The organism is Pleomorphomonas diazotrophica (genome assembly GCF_002844595.1).
GTDB classification, from domain to species: domain Bacteria; phylum Pseudomonadota; class Alphaproteobacteria; order Rhizobiales; family Pleomorphomonadaceae; genus Pleomorphomonas; species Pleomorphomonas diazotrophica.
Genome location: NZ_PJNW01000011.1, coordinates 281,221 through 300,236, shown reverse-complemented (window position 1 = coordinate 300,236; position 19,016 = coordinate 281,221). Strand labels below are relative to the sequence as shown.

The 19,016-nt window shown below is 65.6% G+C and carries 20 protein-coding genes and 1 tRNA gene; 15 read left to right on the top strand and 6 right to left on the bottom strand.

Going from position 1 to position 19,016, the window contains the following annotated elements; translation table 11 throughout:
* Positions 1–88 precede the first annotated feature (88 nt).
* Positions 89–1,606 (top strand): class I adenylate-forming enzyme family protein, encoded by a 1,518-nt coding sequence (locus CXZ10_RS14825; RefSeq protein WP_101290104.1) that lies wholly within the window; start codon positions 89–91, stop codon positions 1,604–1,606.
* Between the two features lie 8 nt (positions 1,607–1,614).
* Positions 1,615–2,424: a creatininase family protein gene (locus CXZ10_RS14820; protein ID WP_101290103.1), complete on the top strand. Its 810-nt coding sequence runs from the start codon at positions 1,615–1,617 to the stop codon at positions 2,422–2,424.
* A 3-nt stretch (positions 2,425–2,427) separates the two neighbouring features.
* On the opposite strand, the gene CXZ10_RS14815 is transcribed toward CXZ10_RS14820, so the two are convergent.
* The 4 genes from CXZ10_RS14815 to CXZ10_RS14800 all read right to left on the bottom strand — a co-directional run bounded on the left by CXZ10_RS14815 (position 2,428) and on the right by CXZ10_RS14800 (position 6,345).
* Positions 2,428–3,216 (bottom strand): ABC transporter permease, encoded by a 789-nt coding sequence (locus CXZ10_RS14815; protein ID WP_244617174.1) that lies wholly within the window; start codon positions 3,214–3,216, stop codon positions 2,428–2,430.
* Positions 3,213–4,073 carry an ABC transporter permease gene (locus CXZ10_RS14810; protein ID WP_101290101.1) on the bottom strand — a complete coding sequence of 287 codons (861 nt, stop codon included), beginning with the start codon at positions 4,071–4,073 and terminating at the stop codon, positions 3,213–3,215. Before CXZ10_RS14810 ends, CXZ10_RS14815 begins: the two co-directional genes overlap by 4 nt.
* Entirely contained in the window at positions 4,070–5,146 is a 1,077-nt protein-coding gene (locus CXZ10_RS14805) for an ABC transporter ATP-binding protein (protein ID WP_101290100.1), read from the bottom strand. Before CXZ10_RS14805 ends, CXZ10_RS14810 begins: the two co-directional genes overlap by 4 nt.
* A 116-nt stretch (positions 5,147–5,262) precedes the next feature.
* Positions 5,263–6,345 carry an ABC transporter substrate-binding protein gene (locus CXZ10_RS14800; RefSeq protein ID WP_244617173.1) on the bottom strand — a complete coding sequence of 361 codons (1,083 nt, stop codon included), beginning with the start codon at positions 6,343–6,345 and terminating at the stop codon, positions 5,263–5,265.
* Positions 6,346–6,537: 192 nt separating this feature from the next.
* Between CXZ10_RS14800 and CXZ10_RS14795 the strand changes: the two genes are divergently transcribed.
* Positions 6,538–7,026 (top strand): nucleoside deaminase, encoded by a 489-nt coding sequence (locus tag CXZ10_RS14795; RefSeq protein ID WP_101290099.1) that lies wholly within the window; start codon positions 6,538–6,540, stop codon positions 7,024–7,026.
* A gap of 7 nt (positions 7,027–7,033) precedes the next feature.
* Here the strand turns inward: CXZ10_RS14795 and CXZ10_RS14790 are convergent, their stop codons facing one another.
* Both CXZ10_RS14790 and CXZ10_RS14785 read right to left on the bottom strand, forming a co-directional pair.
* Positions 7,034–8,005, bottom strand: a complete 972-nt coding sequence (locus CXZ10_RS14790) for a LysR family transcriptional regulator (protein WP_180336007.1) — start codon at positions 8,003–8,005, stop codon at positions 7,034–7,036.
* A 108-nt stretch (positions 8,006–8,113) separates the two neighbouring features.
* Positions 8,114–8,203 (bottom strand) — tRNA-Ser (locus CXZ10_RS14785).
* 305 nt (positions 8,204–8,508) lie between these two features.
* Here CXZ10_RS14785 and rplU point away from each other — a divergent pair.
* The 12 genes from rplU (at position 8,509) to CXZ10_RS14725 (ending at position 18,994) form a co-directional block, all read left to right on the top strand.
* A complete protein-coding gene (gene rplU, locus CXZ10_RS14780; RefSeq protein ID WP_244617172.1) occupies positions 8,509–8,829 on the top strand; it encodes a 50S ribosomal protein L21 in 321 nt (106 codons plus the stop codon).
* Between the two features lie 112 nt (positions 8,830–8,941).
* Positions 8,942–9,211 (top strand): 50S ribosomal protein L27, encoded by a 270-nt coding sequence (rpmA, locus tag CXZ10_RS14775; RefSeq protein WP_101290097.1) that lies wholly within the window; start codon positions 8,942–8,944, stop codon positions 9,209–9,211.
* Positions 9,212–9,340: 129 nt separating this feature from the next.
* Entirely contained in the window at positions 9,341–10,039 is a 699-nt protein-coding gene (locus CXZ10_RS14770; protein ID WP_101290096.1) for a GNAT family N-acetyltransferase, read from the top strand.
* Positions 10,040–10,189: 150 nt separating this feature from the next.
* The gene (locus CXZ10_RS14765) at positions 10,190–10,792 is read left to right on the top strand and encodes a GNAT family N-acetyltransferase (RefSeq protein WP_101290095.1); all 603 of its coding nucleotides are present in this window, start codon (positions 10,190–10,192) and stop codon (positions 10,790–10,792) included.
* A 162-nt stretch (positions 10,793–10,954) separates the two neighbouring features.
* On the top strand, positions 10,955–12,046 hold the full coding sequence (obgE, locus tag CXZ10_RS14760) for a GTPase ObgE (RefSeq protein ID WP_101290094.1): 1,092 nt from the start codon (positions 10,955–10,957) through the stop codon (positions 12,044–12,046).
* On the top strand, positions 12,030–13,181 hold the full coding sequence (proB, locus tag CXZ10_RS14755; protein WP_101290093.1) for a glutamate 5-kinase: 1,152 nt from the start codon (positions 12,030–12,032) through the stop codon (positions 13,179–13,181). Before obgE ends, proB begins: the two co-directional genes overlap by 17 nt.
* Positions 13,182–13,183: 2 nt before the next feature.
* On the top strand, positions 13,184–14,461 hold the full coding sequence (locus CXZ10_RS14750; protein WP_180336006.1) for a glutamate-5-semialdehyde dehydrogenase: 1,278 nt from the start codon (positions 13,184–13,186) through the stop codon (positions 14,459–14,461).
* A complete protein-coding gene (locus tag CXZ10_RS14745; RefSeq protein ID WP_101290092.1) occupies positions 14,458–15,063 on the top strand; it encodes a nicotinate-nucleotide adenylyltransferase in 606 nt (201 codons plus the stop codon). Before CXZ10_RS14750 ends, CXZ10_RS14745 begins: the two co-directional genes overlap by 4 nt.
* A 117-nt stretch (positions 15,064–15,180) precedes the next feature.
* Complete coding sequence (gene rsfS / locus CXZ10_RS14740; RefSeq protein ID WP_101290091.1) at positions 15,181–15,600, top strand: ribosome silencing factor; 420 nt, start codon at positions 15,181–15,183, stop codon at positions 15,598–15,600.
* Between the two features lie 122 nt (positions 15,601–15,722).
* The gene (rlmH, locus tag CXZ10_RS14735; RefSeq protein ID WP_101290140.1) at positions 15,723–16,205 is read left to right on the top strand and encodes a 23S rRNA (pseudouridine(1915)-N(3))-methyltransferase RlmH; all 483 of its coding nucleotides are present in this window, start codon (positions 15,723–15,725) and stop codon (positions 16,203–16,205) included.
* Positions 16,206–16,310: 105 nt separating this feature from the next.
* Positions 16,311–17,666, top strand: a complete 1,356-nt coding sequence (locus CXZ10_RS14730) for a murein hydrolase activator EnvC family protein (protein ID WP_101290090.1) — start codon at positions 16,311–16,313, stop codon at positions 17,664–17,666.
* Entirely contained in the window at positions 17,663–18,994 is a 1,332-nt protein-coding gene (locus tag CXZ10_RS14725) for a S41 family peptidase (protein ID WP_180336005.1), read from the top strand. Before CXZ10_RS14730 ends, CXZ10_RS14725 begins: the two co-directional genes overlap by 4 nt.
* Positions 18,995–19,016 lie beyond the last annotated feature (22 nt).

Here is a 19,016-nt window from a genome sequence, read left to right as displayed (position 1 = left end):
ACTCTATGTCGGGCGGCGAATTTCCTTCACCCGGCAGCTTGCCCATGGTCGACGCTCATGAAGCCGTTCGCCGAGGGGCCGCCAGATCATGCTGATGCACCATCTGCTCTACCGCGTTGCCGAGCGTACGCCGGACACTGCGGCGCTCCACTGGGTCGATCGCAACAAGACGCTCACCGCCTCGGAAGCCGTGGAGGGCATGGAGAGCATGGCGGGAGCCCTGGCGCACCTCGGCATCGTGCCTGGCGACCGCGTGCTGATCTTCGCCCATAACGGCATGGACTATCTCCTCGCCATGCTGGGCACGTGGCGGATCGGCGCTATCTCCGCGCTGGTGAACGTCAAATACGCCGATGATCTCGCCTATTACGTCAATGATCACCGACCCAAGGCCATCGTCTACACCCACGACATGGAAGGACCGGTGAAGGCCGCCGCGGCCGCCGTCGGCTGCGTCTCCCATCTCATCTGCATGGATGGGCCGCAGGATGGTGCCCACGCCCTACCCGAACTCCTGGCCGCCCGGTTCACGCCGCCGTCCGACCCCGAGGACGCCTCGGCGATCGCCCACCTGTCCTACACCTCCGGCACGACCGGCAAGCCAAAGGGCGCCTGTCTCGCCCACGAGCCGACGGTCACCGCCGCCCGCTGCATTGGTGAACGCCTGCGCATCCGGGCCGCCGACCGCTCCTTCGGCCCCACGGCGCTGTCGAGTTCCTATCAGTTGGTCGCCAATCTGCTGCCTCAGATGGCGGTCGGCGCCACCGTCAACGTCATGGGCAAATGGACGCAGACAACCGGGTGGGACGCCCTGGAGCGGACCGGCGCCACCGTCTTCATCGGTAACCCGGTTGTGCTGACCGAGCTTCTCGAAGAATCGCAGGCGCGCGGCCGGCTGCCCTCGCCGCTGCGCTTGGGACTCTCGGGTGGTGGGCCTGTGCCGCCAACACTGCGGAAAGCCTTCCGCGACCTGCTGAAGCTGCCTCTGGTGGAAAGCTTCGGCCAGAGCGAAATCGGCGGCTTCTTCGCTCTCGGCTTTCCCGAGCTCGAGCCCGACGACGACAAGCTGGTCCGCATCGGACCGGGTACTCCCGACAAGGAGGTGGCGATCCTCACCACGTCTGGCGCGCGCGCGCCAACAGGAACCGTCGGCGAGATCTGCCTGAGGGGGGGCTTCATGGCCGGTTATTGGGGGCGGCCGGAAAAGACGGCGGAAACGACGCGCGGCGGCTGGCTGCATTCCGGCGATCTGGGCAGCATTGACATTGATGGCTACGTGACCATGCGCGGCCGGCTCGCCGAACTCGTCACGGTGAACGGCGTCGACTGGTTCCCGCGCGATGTCGAGGAAGCGCTTGCCACCCAGCCCGGCGTGCTGCTGGCCGCCTTGGTCGGCGTTCCCGGCCCGACCGGCGGCGCAACACCTGTGGCCTTCGTCACCGAGCGTCCAGGCGAGACCGTCGATCCCGCTGCTCTCAAGACGGCCATCGCACCGCTCCTTCACTACGACATAGCTCCGCTCGTCATCCGCAAGGCGGCAAGCCTGCCCATGACCCCGACCGGCAAGATCGCCAAGGCGACGCTCGCCGCCGAAGCTGCCGCGTGAGCCCCGCCATGACCTCTTTCTCCTGGTGGAACCTCTCGACCGCCGAGTTTGCCGACCGCGATCTTTCGAAAACCGTCGTCGTGCTGCCTGTCGGCGCCATCGAACAGCACGGGCCGCACCTGCCGGTCCGCGTCGATGCGGCAATCAACGCCGGCGTACTGGCTGACGCACTCGCCAAACTGGACGCCGAGGCGGACATACTGGTGTTGCCGCCGTTGCCCTATGGCAAGTCCGACGAGCATCTGGCCTTTCCCGGCACGATCGCCCTATCGGGCGAAACGCTGGCGCGTGTCTGGTTCGAGATCGCCGAGAGCGTTCATCGTGCCGGCGGCCGCAAGCTGGTGTTCTTCAATGCCCATGGCGGCCAGATCGCCCTCATCGACATTGTCTGCCGAGATATCCGGGTGAAGCTCGGCATGCTGGCGGTCGCCTGCTCGTGGTTCCGCATCACCGCCGTCGATGACCTCGTTCCAGCCGCCGAATCGGCACATGGCATTCATGGCGGCGACCTCGAGACCAGCGCCATGCTGCATCTGCACGGCGATCTCGTCGCCATGGACAAGGCGGAGGATTTCGTGCCGCTGACCGTCGAGATCGAGGCGTCCGGCAGTCTGCTCACCGCCGAAGGCGCCGTCGGCTTCGGCTGGCAGGCACAGGATCTTCACCCCAAGGGCGTTGCCGGCAATGCCAAGGCGGCGAGCGCTGAGAAGGGGCGGATCATCGTCGACCGCGCCGGCTCGGCCTTCGTCTCGCTGTTGGCCGACGTCTCCGCTTTCGATCTCGACCGGCTGACAGCGAAAACCGCCTTTTCCCGCTGAAGGTCAGGCCTCTGACGCGAGCTTGCGCAGCCGGCGGCGGCGGTAGACCTCACTGAGGCTGACCAGCACCGCCGTCAGGGCCAGAACCACCACCTGCATGGCGTTGAGGTCGGGCCTGAGCTCACGGCGGAACTCCGAGGCGACCATCAGCGACAGCGGCTGCGTCCGGCCGGCCAGGAACATGGCGATGGTCAGGTCGGCCAGCGACAGGATGACGCCGACCGAATAGGCACCCGACAGAGCCGGCCGGAGCTGCGGCAGCAGAACGCGCAGAAAGGCCTGCCAGGGCGAGGCGCCAAGATCGCGCGCCGCTTCGATCAGCCGCCCGTCGAAGCGCACCATCACCGCCGAAATCAGTGCCGTGGCAAAGGGCAGCGCCACCAGCGACTGCGCCAGGATCAGCGCCGTGGCACCGCGTTCAAAGCCGATACGGCTCATGATCATCGCTTGGGCGATCGACAGCACGCTCTTCGGCACCAGGAACGGGACCAGCAGCAGGATTGCGAACAGGCCACGCCAGCGGAATCCCGGCGCCGTCAAGGCGAGCGAGGCCATCAGCCCGAGCAGCATGGCGAGGACACCGACCGGCTGGGCGATCAGGAACGACGTGACGAAGCCCTTGAGGAAATTGTCGTTCTGTCCCAGTTCGCGGTACCAGTCGAGCGTGAAGCCGGTGAGCGGAAAGGCCATCAGCGCTGAATCGTTGAAGGAAAACACCGTGAGCACGACGAGCGGCAGATAGAGAAACCCGGCCGCGACGATCAATACGGAAAGGCCGATCCGTCCCATCATGTCCTCCCGATCACGGCGCGCGCGCCCTTGAGGCGCAGCAGCAGGCCTGCCATGGCCGAGGCGACGAGAAACAGCGTCGCCAGCAGGGCCAAGGCGAGCGCCGAGGCAAGCGGCCAGTCGAACGCCGTACCGAACAGATTGTCGACGAGCGCCATGGCAGTGGCACCCGATGTGCCGCCCAGAAGACTCGGCGTCAGCAACTCACCGGCCGACAAGGCGAAGACGGTGAGGCTGCCGGCGGCAAGGCCGGGCGTGGTCAACGGAAAGACAACCCGGGAAAAGGCGTCGATCGGCCGGGCGCCGAGGTCGCGCGCTGCCTCGATCAGCCGTCGATCGACCATTTCGGCCGACACCCAGATGGCGAGCACCATGAACGGCAGATTGTTGTAGGTCAGGACCAGCCCGATGGTGAACGGCGAAAATAGCAGGAATTTCAGCGGCTCGTCGATCAGTCCGATCCCCTGCAGCACGGTGTTGACCAGCCCCTCGCCGCCGAGCACGATCCGCCAGGCATAAATGCGGACGATCTCGCCGGTATAGAGCGGTGTCAGCAGCACGATGATGGCAAGCCCTTTTGCCGACGCTGCGAGACGAGTCAGGGCCAGCGCCACCGGGTAACCAAGAATGGTGGTGAACACCGTGGTCGTGAGGCCCGACAAAACGGCCTTGCCGATCAGGAACCAGTCGGTTCCCGACGTCGCGAGCTCGCCCCACGCCCTGAACGAAAAGGCCGGAATGAGGTCAAAGTCTTCCACCTCATAGAAGCTGAAGGCGACGAGGACGGCAAGCGGCGCGAGGCAGCCGGCAACGATCGCCACCGCGACCGGCAGCGCGAGATGGCGCTGGCGGAAGGTCATGCGGCGATTCTCGTGATGAAGCTGCGGTCGGCATCCAGCCAGAGGGAAATGGAGGCTCCAACCGGACAAGGTGCCTCGGCCGCAAAGCGCAGCGAGACCCCGGCGGTTTCGGCCTGGATCACGGTGCGCTCACCCTGGAAGACGCTGTTGCTGACCGTTGACGCGAAGGTTGCCGCTCCCTCGCCACGCGTCGACAATAACTCGGGCCGGATGACCAGCATGGCAGCGTCTCCGGCGGCAAGACCGTCGGCAACCGGTGCAGTGACGTTGCCGAGCGGGGTATCAATCGTCGCCGTATCGCCGCGACGTTCCCGGATCCGCCCCTCCACCAGCGTCGAGTTGCCGATGAAGTCGGCAACGAAGCTGTCGGCCGGACGACTGTAGATGGTCTGAGGATCGGCCTTCTGGGCAATGCGGCCCCTGTTCATCACCACCACGATATCGGAGAGGGCAAAGGCTTCTTCCTGGTCGTGCGTCACGTAGACGAAGGCGATGCCGAGGCGCCGTTGCAACGCCTTCAGTTCGATCTGGAGATGGCCGCGCATCTTGCGATCGAGGGCCGACAGCGGCTCATCCAGAAGCAGGAGGCGCGGTTCGGCGATGATCGAGCGCGCCACCGCCACGCGTTGCTGCTGCCCGCCGGAAAGTTGATGCGGATAGCGGTCGCCGAAATCTGCCATGTGCACAGCATCGAGCGCCCGCCGCACCCGCGCCGCCACATCGGAAACACCGCCCCGAAGCTTCAGCGAGAAGGCGACGTTGTCGTTGACGGTGAGATGGGGGAAGAGGGCATAGGATTGGAAGACCGTGTTGACAGGCCGCCGCTCGGGCGGCACGCCGGCAAGCGGCGTATTGTCGAGGCGCATGTCGCCGGCATCGGGCGTCTCGAACCCGGCGATCATCCGGAGAACGGTGGTCTTGCCGCATCCCGATGGGCCGAGCAATGTCAGAAACGCTCGTTCGGGGACATCGAGGTCGATGCCGTCCACGGCCGTTGACCTGCCAAAAGTCTTGACGACGCTGCGCATGGCGAGAAGCAGCGGCGATAAGGCCGGCTCCCTGCGCTTTTCCATCCTGGTTTCCGACAATATTCATGTCCTGCTCAACGAGACCGGACGGTTTGGCCCGGCCTCGTTCGACAAGCAAATCCCACACCGCCAGAGCTTTGATCGACGGAGAGGGCGATGGATCAGGCCGCCTTGACCTCGTTCCAGACCTTCAGCCACTCCGAATAGTTCTCGGGGGCTTCCGGCCACATGAAGTTCTGCATGACCGAAAGATCGTCCACGAAAATGGCTTCCTGCTTCTCCGGCGTCAGCTTGTCGCGGATGATCGAGGAGGTGGTGGCGTAATTGCCGATCTCGGCGATGGTGGACGCATAGTCGGCACCGAGCAGGTAATCGGCGAACTTGTAGGCCGTCTCGACCTTTTCTTCCGGCAGGCTGGCCGGAATGGCGAAACAGTCGCACCAGCCCATGATTCCAGCCTTCGGCTTGGCCATGGCCACCTTCATCTTGTCCTTCAGCGCGTCATAGGGCACGCGCCAGGAGAAGGCGGCTGTCACCTCGCCGGTGGCGATCAGGTTGGTCAGGTCGCCGATGGTCTGCCAGTAGGTCCTGAGCAGCGGCTTCTGGGCGATCAGTGCCTTCTTCACCTCGGCGAGTTCGTCACTGGTGAGCAGGAAAGCGCGTTCGCGCGGAATGCCGATGTGCAGAGCGGCGATGGCGATCGATTCCAGGGCATAGTCGCGCATGGCGAGCTGGCCCTTGAACTTCGGGTCGAACAGCGTCGAGTAGGTCGGCTCCTCGGTGTGGATATCCGATCGATAGACGATGGGGTTGAGACCCCAGAGATAGGGAATGGCGTAGGTCTGGCCATCCTCGCCCTTGACCTTCTCGGTCGCCTTGAACACGTCGTACATGTGCGCAAGGTTGGGCACCTTCGCGAGGTCGAGCGGCATCAGTTCGCCGGCCTTGATATAGCGCCGAGCCTGGTTCAGCGACGGATTGACGACATCCCAATCGGACGCCGCGCCGGTCTTCAGCGCTGCGAACTGCGCATCCTCGCTCGACAGGAACGACAACTTCACCTTTGTGCCCGTCGCCTTCTCGAAAGCGGTGACATACTCGGGATGGCCGTTGGAGTCCCACGTGGCCCAGACGATTTCCGAAACGGCTGCGGAGGCCCGGCCCATGGGACCGAGGAGCGACAGTCCCGCTCCGGCGGCGAGCCCTCCGAGCATCTGGCGACGATTGAGAATGAAGCGCTGCATGTGAAACCCCTCTTCGCTTGCGATCAGGCGGTCCTGTTCCCCTTGTTTTGGCGAAGTTTGCATTGGCCTCACCGGCAGCGTCCATTCGGCAGCCGAAATAGACACTATAGGGCCACACCGAGGCCGGATGTCTTTGCCGGCGGAAAATCTCGGCTAAGATGGCCGGCGGTACCATGCTCGCTCAGGACCGCCATGCCGCTTCCCGACCTCGACCACAGCGTTTACCTCCGCCGCGCCTTCACCATCGCCGCAGCGGCGGCCGACGCCGGCAGCCACCCGTTTGGGGCCGTTCTGGTTGGCGGCGACGGGACAGTCTTGATGGAACAGGGCAATGCCTATTTGCCGGATCACGACATGACCGGCCACGCCGAGCGGGTACTGGCAACGCGCGCCTCGCAACGCTTTCGTCCGGCAGAACTTATCGACGCTACGCTCTATTCTTCAGCCGAACCCTGCGCCATGTGCGCTGGCGCTGCCTATTGGGCAGGCATCGGCCGCATCGTCTATGGGCTGTCTGAGAGCGCCCTCCGACATATCACCGGCAACCATCCCGAGAATCCGACGCTCGACTTGCCATGCCGAGCGGTACTGGACAGCGGACAGCGCCCTGTCGACGTGATCGGCCCGCTGCTGGAAGAGGAAGCAGCCGAACCTCATCGATCCTTCTGGATCAGCCGCTGAAGCGACTTCACTCGGCAGCGACCCGCAACATGGGCGGCACCGCATCCACCGTGCTTCGGAGATCCGAGACCGACGCCTTTACCAGATGCCGGAACCAGATATGGGCCGGTGAGTGGTGCTTGCAGTCGTGCCAAAGCAGGTAGAAGTCCATGCGGCCAAATTCGGCCGGCGCGTCGATGACGACAAAATCGCCCATATCAGCAATCTGCTCGGCGAAAGGCGCGCCTGTCGTGAAGACCAGGTCGGAACCGGCCAGCATGTGGGGAACGATGGCATACTCGGGCACCGAGGCGGCGATATGCCTGTTAAGGCCGAGTTCCATCAGGCGTCCGTCGATCGGGCTATATTGCTTCATCACATCGGCAGATGGCGACAGGTGGCGCTCCGCCAGGTAGCGATCCATGGTAAGTGCCCCGATGGTGCCGGCGAGACGGTGACCGGCGGCGACCACGCACTTGATTGGTGTGGACAGCAGCGGCGCCAATCGCAACTGTTCCGGCGGCCGCGGCCAGTTGCCGACCACGAGGTCGAGCGAGCCGTCGGATAGGTGGCTCATCAGGTCGTCGTGCCCCGGCAGCGTCGCAATGTCGATCGAGGCTCTCGGTGCCTCCTCGGCGAGCTTGGCAAAAATACGCGGCAGGAACTCGGCGTCCAGGCAGTTGGCGGCGGCGATGCGAAACCGTCGCTCCGTGCGCTCGGGATCGAAGCTGGGCGGCGGCGCCAGCAGGGTATCGATATCGGCGAGAAGACGCTGCAACGTGGCCCTGAGCTCGAGCCCTCGCTCGGTGGGCACCAGCGATCCGCCGGACCGCACAAGGATAGGGTCGCCGATCAGTTCGCGCAGCCGCTTCAGCGCCAGGCTGACGGTCGGTTGCGTCTGACCGAGAATCTCGGCGGTGCGCGACACGCTGCACTCGGTGACGAGCAGAAGAAGGGTCCGCATCAGGCGGACATCGAGGGCGCCGTTGACGGGCTCCATGGACGTTCGATCCTCGGAAGAGGGAAGCGATGGCATCCATGACAAAGCACCAAGCGTGCCAAGCCACGAGTCGACCACAGGTCGGGTCAACAGCTCAGTTTGGGAAAATGGCGGAGAGGGAGGGATTTGAACCCCCGATACCCTTGCGAGTATGCCGCATTTCGAGTGCGGTGCAATCGACCACTCTGCCACCTCTCCGCGGTGCTCCAGGGACGTTGATCCCGGTCGAAAGCGGCGCGGACCATAACCGTGGGCAAAGGCTCTGGCAAGAGGGGCGAAAGCCAAGGGGAACGGTTTTTTGATCCGCTTAAAAGCGTAATCGAGCATCCCAGTATTCAAGGACCTCGGAAACGCCCCTTCAGCGTTGACCGCCGCAGGCTTTCCGTGTAGGGAAAACGCGGCTTAATGGGAGCCCGGCAAATTGTCCGGGTTTTTTGTTTTGTCAATCAGTCGCGCGCCCGAAAGGTGCAGCGCGGCCAAAAACCATCTGAAGAAGGACTGGCATGACCATGTTCGCAGTGATCAAGACCGGCGGCAAGCAGTACAAGGTCGCCGTTGACGACGTATTCGACATCGAAAAGATCGAACTCGAGGACGGCGCCGCCGTCACCTTCGAGGAAGTGCTGGCTGTCGGCTCCGACGCCGGCGTCACCGTTGGCGCCCCCACCGTTGCCGGCGCCACCGTCGTCGCCGAGGTGGTCGAGCAGACCCGCGGTCCCAAGGTGATCTCGTTCAAGAAGCGCCGTCGCCAGAACTCCAAGCGCAAGCGCGGCCATCGGCAGCTTCTGACCACGGTGAAGATCACCGCGATCAACGCCGCCTGACGAAATTCCGTTCCGGCACGCTGCTGCCGGAACCTGACCCGATAACCGTCCATCAAGGTGTTGAGCGCCGAACCGCTCCGCCAACGGACGATACGAAAGACAGGAGACTGAAATGGCTCACAAGAAGGCAGGCGGTTCGTCCCGCAACGGTCGCGATACGGCCGGTCGACGCCTCGGCGTGAAGAAGTTCGGCGGCGAAGCCGTCATTCCGGGCAACATCATCATTCGCCAGCGCGGCACCCAGTGGCATCCGGGCGCCAACGTCGGCATGGGCGTCGATCACACGATCTTCGCCCTCACCGAAGGCAACGTGTCCTTCGCCACGAAGAGCAACGGCCGAGTTTATGTCTCGGTCGTCCCGATGACGGCGGCAGCCGAGTAAGCCGGATGGAGCGAAAGCGGCCCGCCGGCGTCCCACGGACCCGGACGGACCGCGCTTCTGGCGCGCGATGTGACAGGGGAAGTGGGGCGCCACTTCCCCTGATTTCATTTGGAGCGCGAGGAGAGCCCCATGTCGGAGCTGAGCGATACCGAGGAACCCGACAGTCCCTGCGGCTGGCCCCTGATGGCGGCGGTGAGGCCCGCCATCGAAACACGACGGCTGATTCTACGCCCCCCGCTTGATGACGACGCCGAAGCGATCGCCCGGCTTGCCAACTCGGCAGCCGTGGCCCGCAATCTTATCGGCATGCCCCACCCCTATCGCATCGAGCACGCCCGCGCCTGGCTCGCCGAGCCGGTCGACCCGCGCGGCCAGCGCCATCTCGTCTGCCGGAAGGGTTTCGACGCGGCACCGACGCCGATTGGCGTCGTCACGCTCGACATGCACGGCCGCGTCGGGCCCGGCTGGATCGGCTGCTGGCTCGGCGAGCGCCACTGGGGACAGGGTTATGCGACCGAGGCCTGCCATGCCGCGATCGATTATGCCTTTCTTCACCAAAGGCATGAGAGATTACTGTTTGCCTGCCGGGTGACCAACCCGGCCGGGCGACGGGTGATCGAGAAGTGCGGTTTCCAGATGGTGGCGCAAGAGCTGGCCTCTGTGGTCGGCAGCGGTGCCGCAGTGGCCATCGACCGCTTCCGCATAGATCGCAGCACCTGGGAGAGTATCAGGGCCTGGGAGCCCTTGCGCGTCCATACCCGCGAGGCCGAGCGAGCCGAGTGGGGAGAACGGCGCGTCGAGCTTCGGGCTCCGGCGGAGCGAATTTGATCTGAAGTCGGGCTAACCTCGATCTGCCCGACGGATGATGGGTTCTTTCACTGGAACAAGCGTACTAGTGGTTTGCGTTCCTGCATTCATGCGAAGGCCTGTATCGTCGACGCAAATGTCGGGATCGGACCACTAGAGAGTGAGTACGGAATGAAGTTGCTTTCCGGTGCCTTTGGGTCGTGGCGGCCGCGCGCGGTTCTTTCTCCGCGCATCGAGACCGGTCGCCTGGTCCTCAGACCGCTTGAGCAGGGCGATGCAGAAGCCCTTGCGGTGTATCTCGGCGATGCCGAGGTAGCGCGCTGGCTGGTACGCGTGCCTCATCCATTCACTGTAGACGACGCGACCGATTTCATCGGCCAGTGCTGCGCCACCGCAGCCCTCGGCACCGCAGCGACGCTCGGCTTGGTATTGCGCGGCGACGAACGGGAGATCGTGCGCGGCATCGTGGCCCTGCACAGCCTCGATACCCGGCCGGAAATCGGTTTCTGGCTCGGTCGCCCCTTCTGGGGCAATGGGCTGATGAGCGAAGCAGTCGACGCGACGCTCGCCTGGGCTTACGATCAGCTCGACATCGACGCGATCATAGCCGGCGCCTTCGAGGGCAATGTCGCTTCGCTCGCCATCCAGGCCCGTCAGGGCTTCGAGGTCATCGGCATGAGCCGCCGCCCGTCGCTGATCGAGAGCCGGTTGCTCGACCATGTCGACACACGCCTCACCCGGGCACGCCACGCCGCCCGACCGTGGCGACCGTGACCTTCAGCTCGACGCAATCCCAAAAATCCGTTCATTTTCGGCGCGCAATGCTCTAAAGGGCAAGCTGCGACCCGCGCTAGAGCAGCGGGGCGCGGCCGCCATCCGAAACCCGGAAGACGGCAGCGCAAGGCGCGGCCTCGCCGCCAATCCAGGAAAGCCCCGATGAAATTCCTCGATCAAGCCAAGGTCTACGTCCGATCCGGCGATGGCGGCGCCGGCGCCGTGTCGTTCAGGCGCGAGAAGTTCATCGAGTTCGGCGGGCCTGACGGCGGCGACGGCGGTCGTGGCGGCGATGTCTGGGCCGAATGCGTCGGCGGTCTCAACACGCTGATCGACTACCGCTACCAGCAGCATTTCAAGGCGAAGACCGGCGGCCACGGCATGGGTCGCGATCGTCACGGCGCCAAGGGCTCCGATATCGTGCTGAAGGTGCCAGTCGGCACCCAGATCATCGAGGAAGACGGTGAGACGCTTCTCGCCGACATGGTCGAGATCGGCCAGCGCGTGCTGCTCGCCAAGGGCGGCAACGGCGGCTTCGGCAACGCCTATTTCAAGACGTCCACCAACCAGGCGCCGCGCCGCGCCAATCCGGGGCTGCCCGGCGAGGAAAAGTGGCTGTGGCTGCGCCTGAAGCTGATCGCCGATGCCGGTCTCGTCGGCTTGCCCAATGCCGGGAAGTCGACCTTTCTGGCCCGCACCACCGCCGCCAAGCCAAAGATTGCCGACTATCCCTTCACCACGCTGCATCCGGGCCTTGGCGTCGTCCGCATCGATGCCCGCGAGTTCGTGCTGGCCGACATTCCCGGCCTGATCGAAGGCGCCCATGAGGGCGTCGGTCTCGGCGATCGCTTCCTCGGCCATGTCGAGCGTTGCGGCGTGCTGCTGCATCTCGTCGACGCCAGTCAAGAGGACGTTGTCGGCGCATGGCGGACGGTCCGGGCCGAACTCGAAGCCTATGACGAGGCGCTGGGCGAGAAGCCGGAGATCGTTGCCCTGTCCAAGTGCGAACTCGTGCCCGAGGACGAGCTCGCCACAAAGGCCAAGAAGCTGAAGCGCGCCGCCAAGACCACGCCCATCCTGCTGTCCGCCGTGACCGGCACCGGTGTCGAAGCGGTGCTGCGCGCCATGGCGACGGCGGTGGAGACAAGCCGCGCCGAGAACGACGAGTCGCGAGCGGCCACCGCCACCCGCATCTGGCAGCCCATCTACCGCGACAGAGACGACGACAGAGACGACGATGACGACGACTATTGAAGCCTTCACGGGACCGCTGTCCGGCTACCGCCGCGTGGTGATCAAGATCGGCTCGGCACTGCTCGTCGAAGGTCGCTCCGGCACGCTGAAACGCGACTGGATGGAAAGCGTTGCGTCCGACGTCGCCCGTCTCAGAGCGAGTGGCGCCGGCGTGCTCCTCGTTTCGTCCGGTGCCATCGCCATGGGTCGCGGCGTGTTGAGGTTGCCCAAGGGCAAGCTGAAACTCGAGGACAGCCAGGCCGCCGCCGCCGTCGGTCAGATTGCGCTGGCCAAGGCTTGGGCGGAGGTGCTTGGCGATCACGGCATCACCGCCGGCCAGATCCTGCTGACGCTGGGCGACACCGAGGAACGCCGCCGCTACCTCAACGGTCGGGCCACCATCGGCAAGCTCTTGAAGCTCGGTGCCGTGCCGGTGATCAACGAGAATGACACTGTAGCCACCACCGAGATCCGCTACGGCGACAACGACCGGCTTGCCGCCCGCGTCGCCGCCATGATGGGCGCCGACCTCCTGGTCTTGCTGTCCGATATCGATGGTCTCTACACCGCCCCGCCGCAGATCGACCCCAACGCCACGCTGATCCCGGTGATCGACCGCATCACGCCGGAGATCGAGGCCATGGCCGGCGGCGCCGCCTCCGAGTTGTCGCGTGGCGGCATGAAGACCAAGATCGACGCCGGCAAGATCGCCACCGTCGCCGGCGCGGCGATGATCATCGCTTCCGGCAAGGTCGCCGCCCCGCTGTCGCGCATTGACGCCGGCGGCCCGCACTCGCTGTTCCGCGCCGAGGCGAACCCCGTCACGGCCCGCAAGGCCTGGATCGCCGGCCACATCGAAGCGCCCGGCGTTCTGACCATTGATGCCGGCGCCGTCCGGGCGCTGAAGCAAGGCCGCAGCCTTTTGCCGCCGGGCGTCACCCGCGTCGACGGCGACTTCCACCGCGGCGACACCGTCATCGTGGTCGATGAGGCAGGCGTCGAGCTGGCCCGTGGCCTCGTCGCCTATGATGCCGTCGATGCCCGCCGCATCCGCGGCCAGAACTCGGCCGTCATCGAAAACATCCTTGGGGCACCCGGCCGCTCCGAAATGATTCACCGCGACGACCTCGTGCTGAAGGGCGACCTCGGAGACTGATCATGACCGCACTGACCGACGTTTCCGTTCACGACCTGATGGCCGACATCGGCCGCCGGGCCCGCGCCGCCGCTCGCCGCCTTGCCCGCGCCTCCACCGAGGAAAAGGTCGCAGCGCTCAAAGCCATGGCCGCCGAGGTGCGGGCTCGTCAGGCCGACATCCTCAGGGCCAACGCCGTCGATGTTTCCGCCATGAAGGAGAATGGCGTCGCCGCCTCCTTCCTCGATCGCGGAACGCTCGATGCCACGCGCGTCGAGGCCATCGCCAAGGCGCTGGAGGAGATCGCTGCGCTGCCCGATCCGGTCGGCCGCGTGCTGGCCGCCTGGACGCGACCGAACGGCCTCTCCATCGAACGCGTGGCGACGCCGCTCGGCGTCATCGGCATCATCTTTGAAAGCCGGCCCAATGTGACCGCCGACGCCGGCGCCCTCTCTCTGATGGCCGGCAACGCCGCCATCCTGCGGTGCGGCTCCGATTCGCTTGCCTCTTCCCAGGCGATCCTCGCCGCGCTTGCAGCCGGTCTCCGCGTCGCCGGCCTCCCCGAGGACGCCATCCAACTGGTGCCGATCAAGGACCGCGCCGCCGTCGGCGAGATGCTGACCGGCCTCGACGGGGCGATCGACGTCATCGTGCCGCGTGGCGGCAAGAGCCTCGTCGCTCGCGTGCAGGCCGAGGCACGCGTGCCGGTATTCGCTCACCTCGAGGGGATCTGCCACGTCTACATCGACAAGGCCGCCGACCTCGACATGGCCGTCACCGTCACGGTCAACGCCAAGCTCCGGCGCGTCGGTGTCTGCGGCTCGGCCGAAACGCTGCTCGTCGACCGGGCCGTGGCGGACAGTCATCTTCTGCCGATTTTGAAGGCGCTTCACGAAGGCGGCTGCGAGATCCGGGCCACCGAGGAGATCAGAGCCCGCTTCCCCGCAGCCGTGCCGGTAACCGAAGCCGATTGGTCCACCGAGTACCTGGCGCCGATCATCTCGGTGGCGCTGGTCGACGGCATCGATGCCGCGATCGAACATATCGAGACCTACGGCTCGCACCACACCGACAGCATCATCACCGCCGACGAGGCGGCGGCCGCCAAGTTCCTCGCCAATGTCGATTCGGCCATCGTGCTGCACAACGCCTCCACCCAGTTCGCCGACGGCGGCGAGTTCGGCATGGGCGCCGAGATCGGCATCGCCACCGGCAAGATGCATGCGCGCGGACCGGTCGGTGTGGAACAGCTCACTTCCTTCAAATACCGCGTGCGCGGCAGCGGCCAGACGCGGCCGTGACGACACCTCGCCTTCCCGCCACGCTGCCCGGCATGCGCGTCGGCCTCTACGGCGGGTCGTTCAACCCGCCGCACCGGGGCCACGCCCATGTGGCCCATCTGGCGCTGCAACGGCTTCGGCTCGACCGCATCTGGTGGCTGGTCACCCCCGGCAACCCTCTGAAGTCGGCCGATGGCCTGCCAGATGTCGACCGCCGGCTGGCGGCGGTGCGGAAGGTTGCGCACCATCCCCGCGCCATCGTCACCGATCTCGAATCGCGCCTCGGCACCCGCTACACCATCGATCTCGTCCGCCGCTTGAAGACTCTGAGGCCCGCAGTTCGCTTCGTGCTGGTGATCGGCGCCGACAACTGGGCGACCTTCCACCGCTGGGGAGGATGGCGCGAGATCGCCCGAACGGTTCCCATCGCCGTTGTCGACCGACCGGGAGCCACCTTCGCAGCGTTGGCTTCGCCGGCGGCTCGCGCCTTTGCGCAAGCGCGAATCAGCGAACGCGACGGCGGTCTGCTGCCGGATCTTTCGCCGCCCGCCTGGATCTTCATCGCCGGTATCAAGGTGCCTTTGTCGTCAAGCCAGCTCCGTCGTTCCGCCACCCGAGGTTAGCCATTAGTCCGGGGCGATCTTGAAAACGTCACCGTCAAGGTTCATCCTTTCATGCATCCCCGATTGCCGGCATGGGGCCGGACATCGCGGACCACTTCACGAGGTGCACCCCTGAGCATGCCCTTCACCGAGGGCGCCTTCAGCGCCAACTCCTTTGCCGACGTCGCCGCCTTCTCCGGCGATGCCACCCCTCTCCCGCGATCCCTGCTCGACACGATTCTCGCCAGCCTTGACGACGCCAAGGCGGAGGATGTCGTCGACATCGATGTTGCCGCCAAGACGCCGATCGCCGATCACATGGTGATCTGCACCGGCCGGTCCAGCCGCCACGTCGGTGCCATTGCCGACCACTTGGTGAAAGACCTGAAGGATGCCGGCTTCGGTAGCGTTGCCGTCGAAGGCCAGCCAGCCTGCGACTGGGTACTGATCGACGCTGGATCCATCATCGTTCACGTCTTCCGCCCGGAAGTGCGCGAGTTCTATCATCTTGAGAAGATGTGGGCGCCCGATCCGGCGCCGACGACCGGCCGCCGCTGATATCGGCGCAGGGTTCGGAAAGCCGGGTGTTTTCCGACCTGAGCGGACGCTTCTCATGACCCCGGCACGCGGGGCCGCTGGCCCCGCCGGAAAGGCGTGTGCGCCCGAACAAGAAGAAAACCATGCGCATCGCCATCCATGCCGTCGGCAAACTGAAGGCCGGTCCCGAGCGCGAGCTTGCCGACCGCTATCTTGATCGCGCCGACAAGGCCGGCCGGGCCATCGGCTTTTCCTCGGTCACCGCCCGCGAAATCATCGAGAGCCGGGCGCGCGAGGCCTTGCAGCGCAAGGAAGAGGAGGCCCGCGGCCTGCTCGCCGATCTGCCGCCTGGCGCCCTTCTGATCGCTCTCGACGAGCGGGGCGATTCGCCGACCTCGGAGCGATTCGCCGAAATGCTCGGACAAGCGCGCGACCGCGGAACCCCGAACACCGTGCTGATGATCGGCGGACCGGACGGCCACGGCCAGGAGCTCCTGTCGCGCGCCGGCCATCGCATTTCCTTCGGCCGGCTGACTTGGCCGCACCAAATCGTCCGCATTCTCGCCGCAGAGCAGGTTTATCGTGCAGTCACCATTTTGAGCGGCCACCCCTATCACCGGCCCTGATCCGACGATGCCTTGCCACCGAGACTTCTTGGTTGACGAGGCATTAACGGAAAGACCGATAGGGTCTGCCGCTCGACCGCACCGCCACCGGACAGCCCTTCGTCCATGCCGCATGTAACGCGACGTCCCGGAGCCCGCCGCCTCGTCCTCGCCGCCGTCTTCGCGGCGCTGCCCGGCTATGCCGTTGCCCAGGACGGACTGCCGCCGGAGGCGACCGCCTTTGCGCCGGCGACCGCCGTCATGCAGCCGGCCGCCCTCACCGACCGCAGTGCGGACAGCAACCGCATGGAAGCCGAACGGGCGTTGAAGGATCAGGAGCTTGCCAAGCTGCGCGGCGCCATGGAAGTGTCGGCCGAAAGGCAGGCGGAGATTGCCGCCGAAATCGCCGGTCTGTCCCGCGATCAGCAGGCGCTCAGCGATCAGCTCGTGACATCGGCCGCTCGCGTTCAGGCGCTTGAACAGTCCATCACCGACAGTGAAGAGCGCCTCGCCCGCGGCGCCGACAACGAGGCGCGCATCCGTCTTTCGCTCGCCGCCCGACGGGACGTGCTGATCGCCGTGCTGTCCACCGCCCAGCGCATCGGGCGCCAGCCGCCGCCGGCGCTAGTGGTCAGCCCCGAGGACGCACTGAAGGCGGTACGCTCCGCGGTCGTGGTGGGAGCCGTTCTGCCGGAAGTTCGCATCGAGGCCGAGGCGTTGCAATCCGACCTCGACGCCCTTGTCACGGAACGGACGCGCGCCGCCGCCGAGCGCGATCGTCTCAGGGCCGACGCCGCCGCCATCGCCGAAGAGCGACAGCGCCTGACGCTGCTCATCGACAAGAAAAAGGCGGAAAGCGAGGCGAAGTCCGCCGACCTAGCCGCCGAGAAGGCCAAGGCCGAGGAGCTGGCCAAGAACGCCCGCAGTCTCGAGGAACTGATCGCCGGCATGAAGAAGGCACTGCCGGCGGCTCGACCCGAATCGCCGGCCACCACAGAGACCGCACCAAGTGCAGGCGGCCGTCTCGGACCGGCCGTGGCCTTCGCGGACACCAAGGGACGGCTGATCCCGCCGGTTCGCGGCGTGAATCTGCAATCCTTCGGCGACGACAATGGCCTTGGCGGCCTGTCGCAAGGGCAGTCGATCGCCACGCGCGCCGGAGCCCGCGTGGTGTCGCCCGCCGACGGCCGCGTGGTCTACGCCGGGCCGTTCCGCTCCTACGGACAGCTCTTGATCCTCGACGCCGGCGATGACTATCATGTTGTGCTTGCCGGCATGGAGCGGATCGACGTCCAACTGGACCAATTTGTTTTGACGGGCGAGCCCGTCGGTGTCATGGGAAATCAACGGCTGGCCAGCGCCGCCGCGCTGGACGCCAGCGTCACCCAGCCCGTGCTTTACGTCGAATTTCGCAAAGGTGGAACTTCGATCGACCCCTCTCCCTGGTGGGTCGCATCGCAGGATCGGAAGGTCAGCGGATGATCAAGAAACTGTCGCTACTCGCAGCGGGCGCCGTCATTGGCGCTGGCATCACCACCCTGACCCTCGAGCAACGTCTGCCCGGTCTCGGGTCGGCGGTGGCCGCCGGCGTCGATACCTATCGCCAGCTCAACCTGTTTGGCGACGTATTCGAGCGCATCCGGTCCGACTATGTCGAGGAACCCGACGAGCCGGCGCTGATCGAGGCGGCCGTCAACGGCATGCTGACGTCGCTCGACCCGCATTCGAGCTACATGAACGCCAAGAGCTACCAGGACATGCAGGTCCAGACCAAGGGCGAGTTCGGCGGGCTCGGCATCGAGGTCACCATGGAGGAAGGCGTCGTCAAGGTGGTGACGCCGATCGACGACACCCCGGCCGCCAAGGCCGGCATTCGCGCCGGTGACCTCATCACCGCCATCGACGGGACCGACGTGAAGGGCCTCACCCTCAACGAGGCGGTCGACAAGATGCGCGGGCCGATCAACTCCTCGATCACCCTCACCGTGGCGCGCGGTACCGACAAGCCCTTCGACGTCAAGATCGTTCGGGACGTCATCAAGATGCAGTCGGTGCGCTACGAGGTGAAGGACGATGTCGGCTACATCCGCATCTCCCAGTTCACCGCCCAGACCTTCGACGGCCTCAAGACGTCGATCGACAAGATCAGCGCCGCCGTCCCCGAGGACAAGCTCAAGGGTTACGTGCTCGATCTGCGCAACGACCCCGGTGGCCTGCTGGATCAGGCCATCGCCGTCTCCGATGCTTTCCTCGACCAGGGCGAGATCGTCTCGACGCGCGGACGCCACGATGGCGACACCCGCCGCTATGCCGCCAAGGCCGGCGAACTTGTCGGCGACAAGCCGGTGATCGTGCTGATCAACGGCGGTTCGGCCTCGGCCTCGGAAATCGTCGCCGGCGCCCTGCAGGATCACCGTCGGGCGACCATTCTCGGCACGCGCTCCTTCGGCAAGGGTTCGGTGCAGACCATCATTCCGCTTGGCTCCAATGGCGCCATCCGGCTGACCACCGCCCGCTACTACACGCCGTCGGGCAACTCGATCCAGGCCAAGGGCATCCATCCGGACATCGAGGTGTTGCAGGACCTGCCAGAGGATCTCAAGGACCAGGTGACCGAGACCAAGGGCGAGGCGTCGCTCAAGGGCCACCTCAAGAGCGAGACCGAGGGCACCGAAGGGTCCGGCAGCCAGGCCTATGTGCCGCCCGACCCGAAGAACGACAAGCAGCTCAACCTTGCGCTCGACCTGTTGCGCGGGCTGCAGGCCAACGCCGCCTTCCCGCCCAAGGGTGACGACCCCGTCGCCAACTGAGCAGACGACAAGCGAGAACATG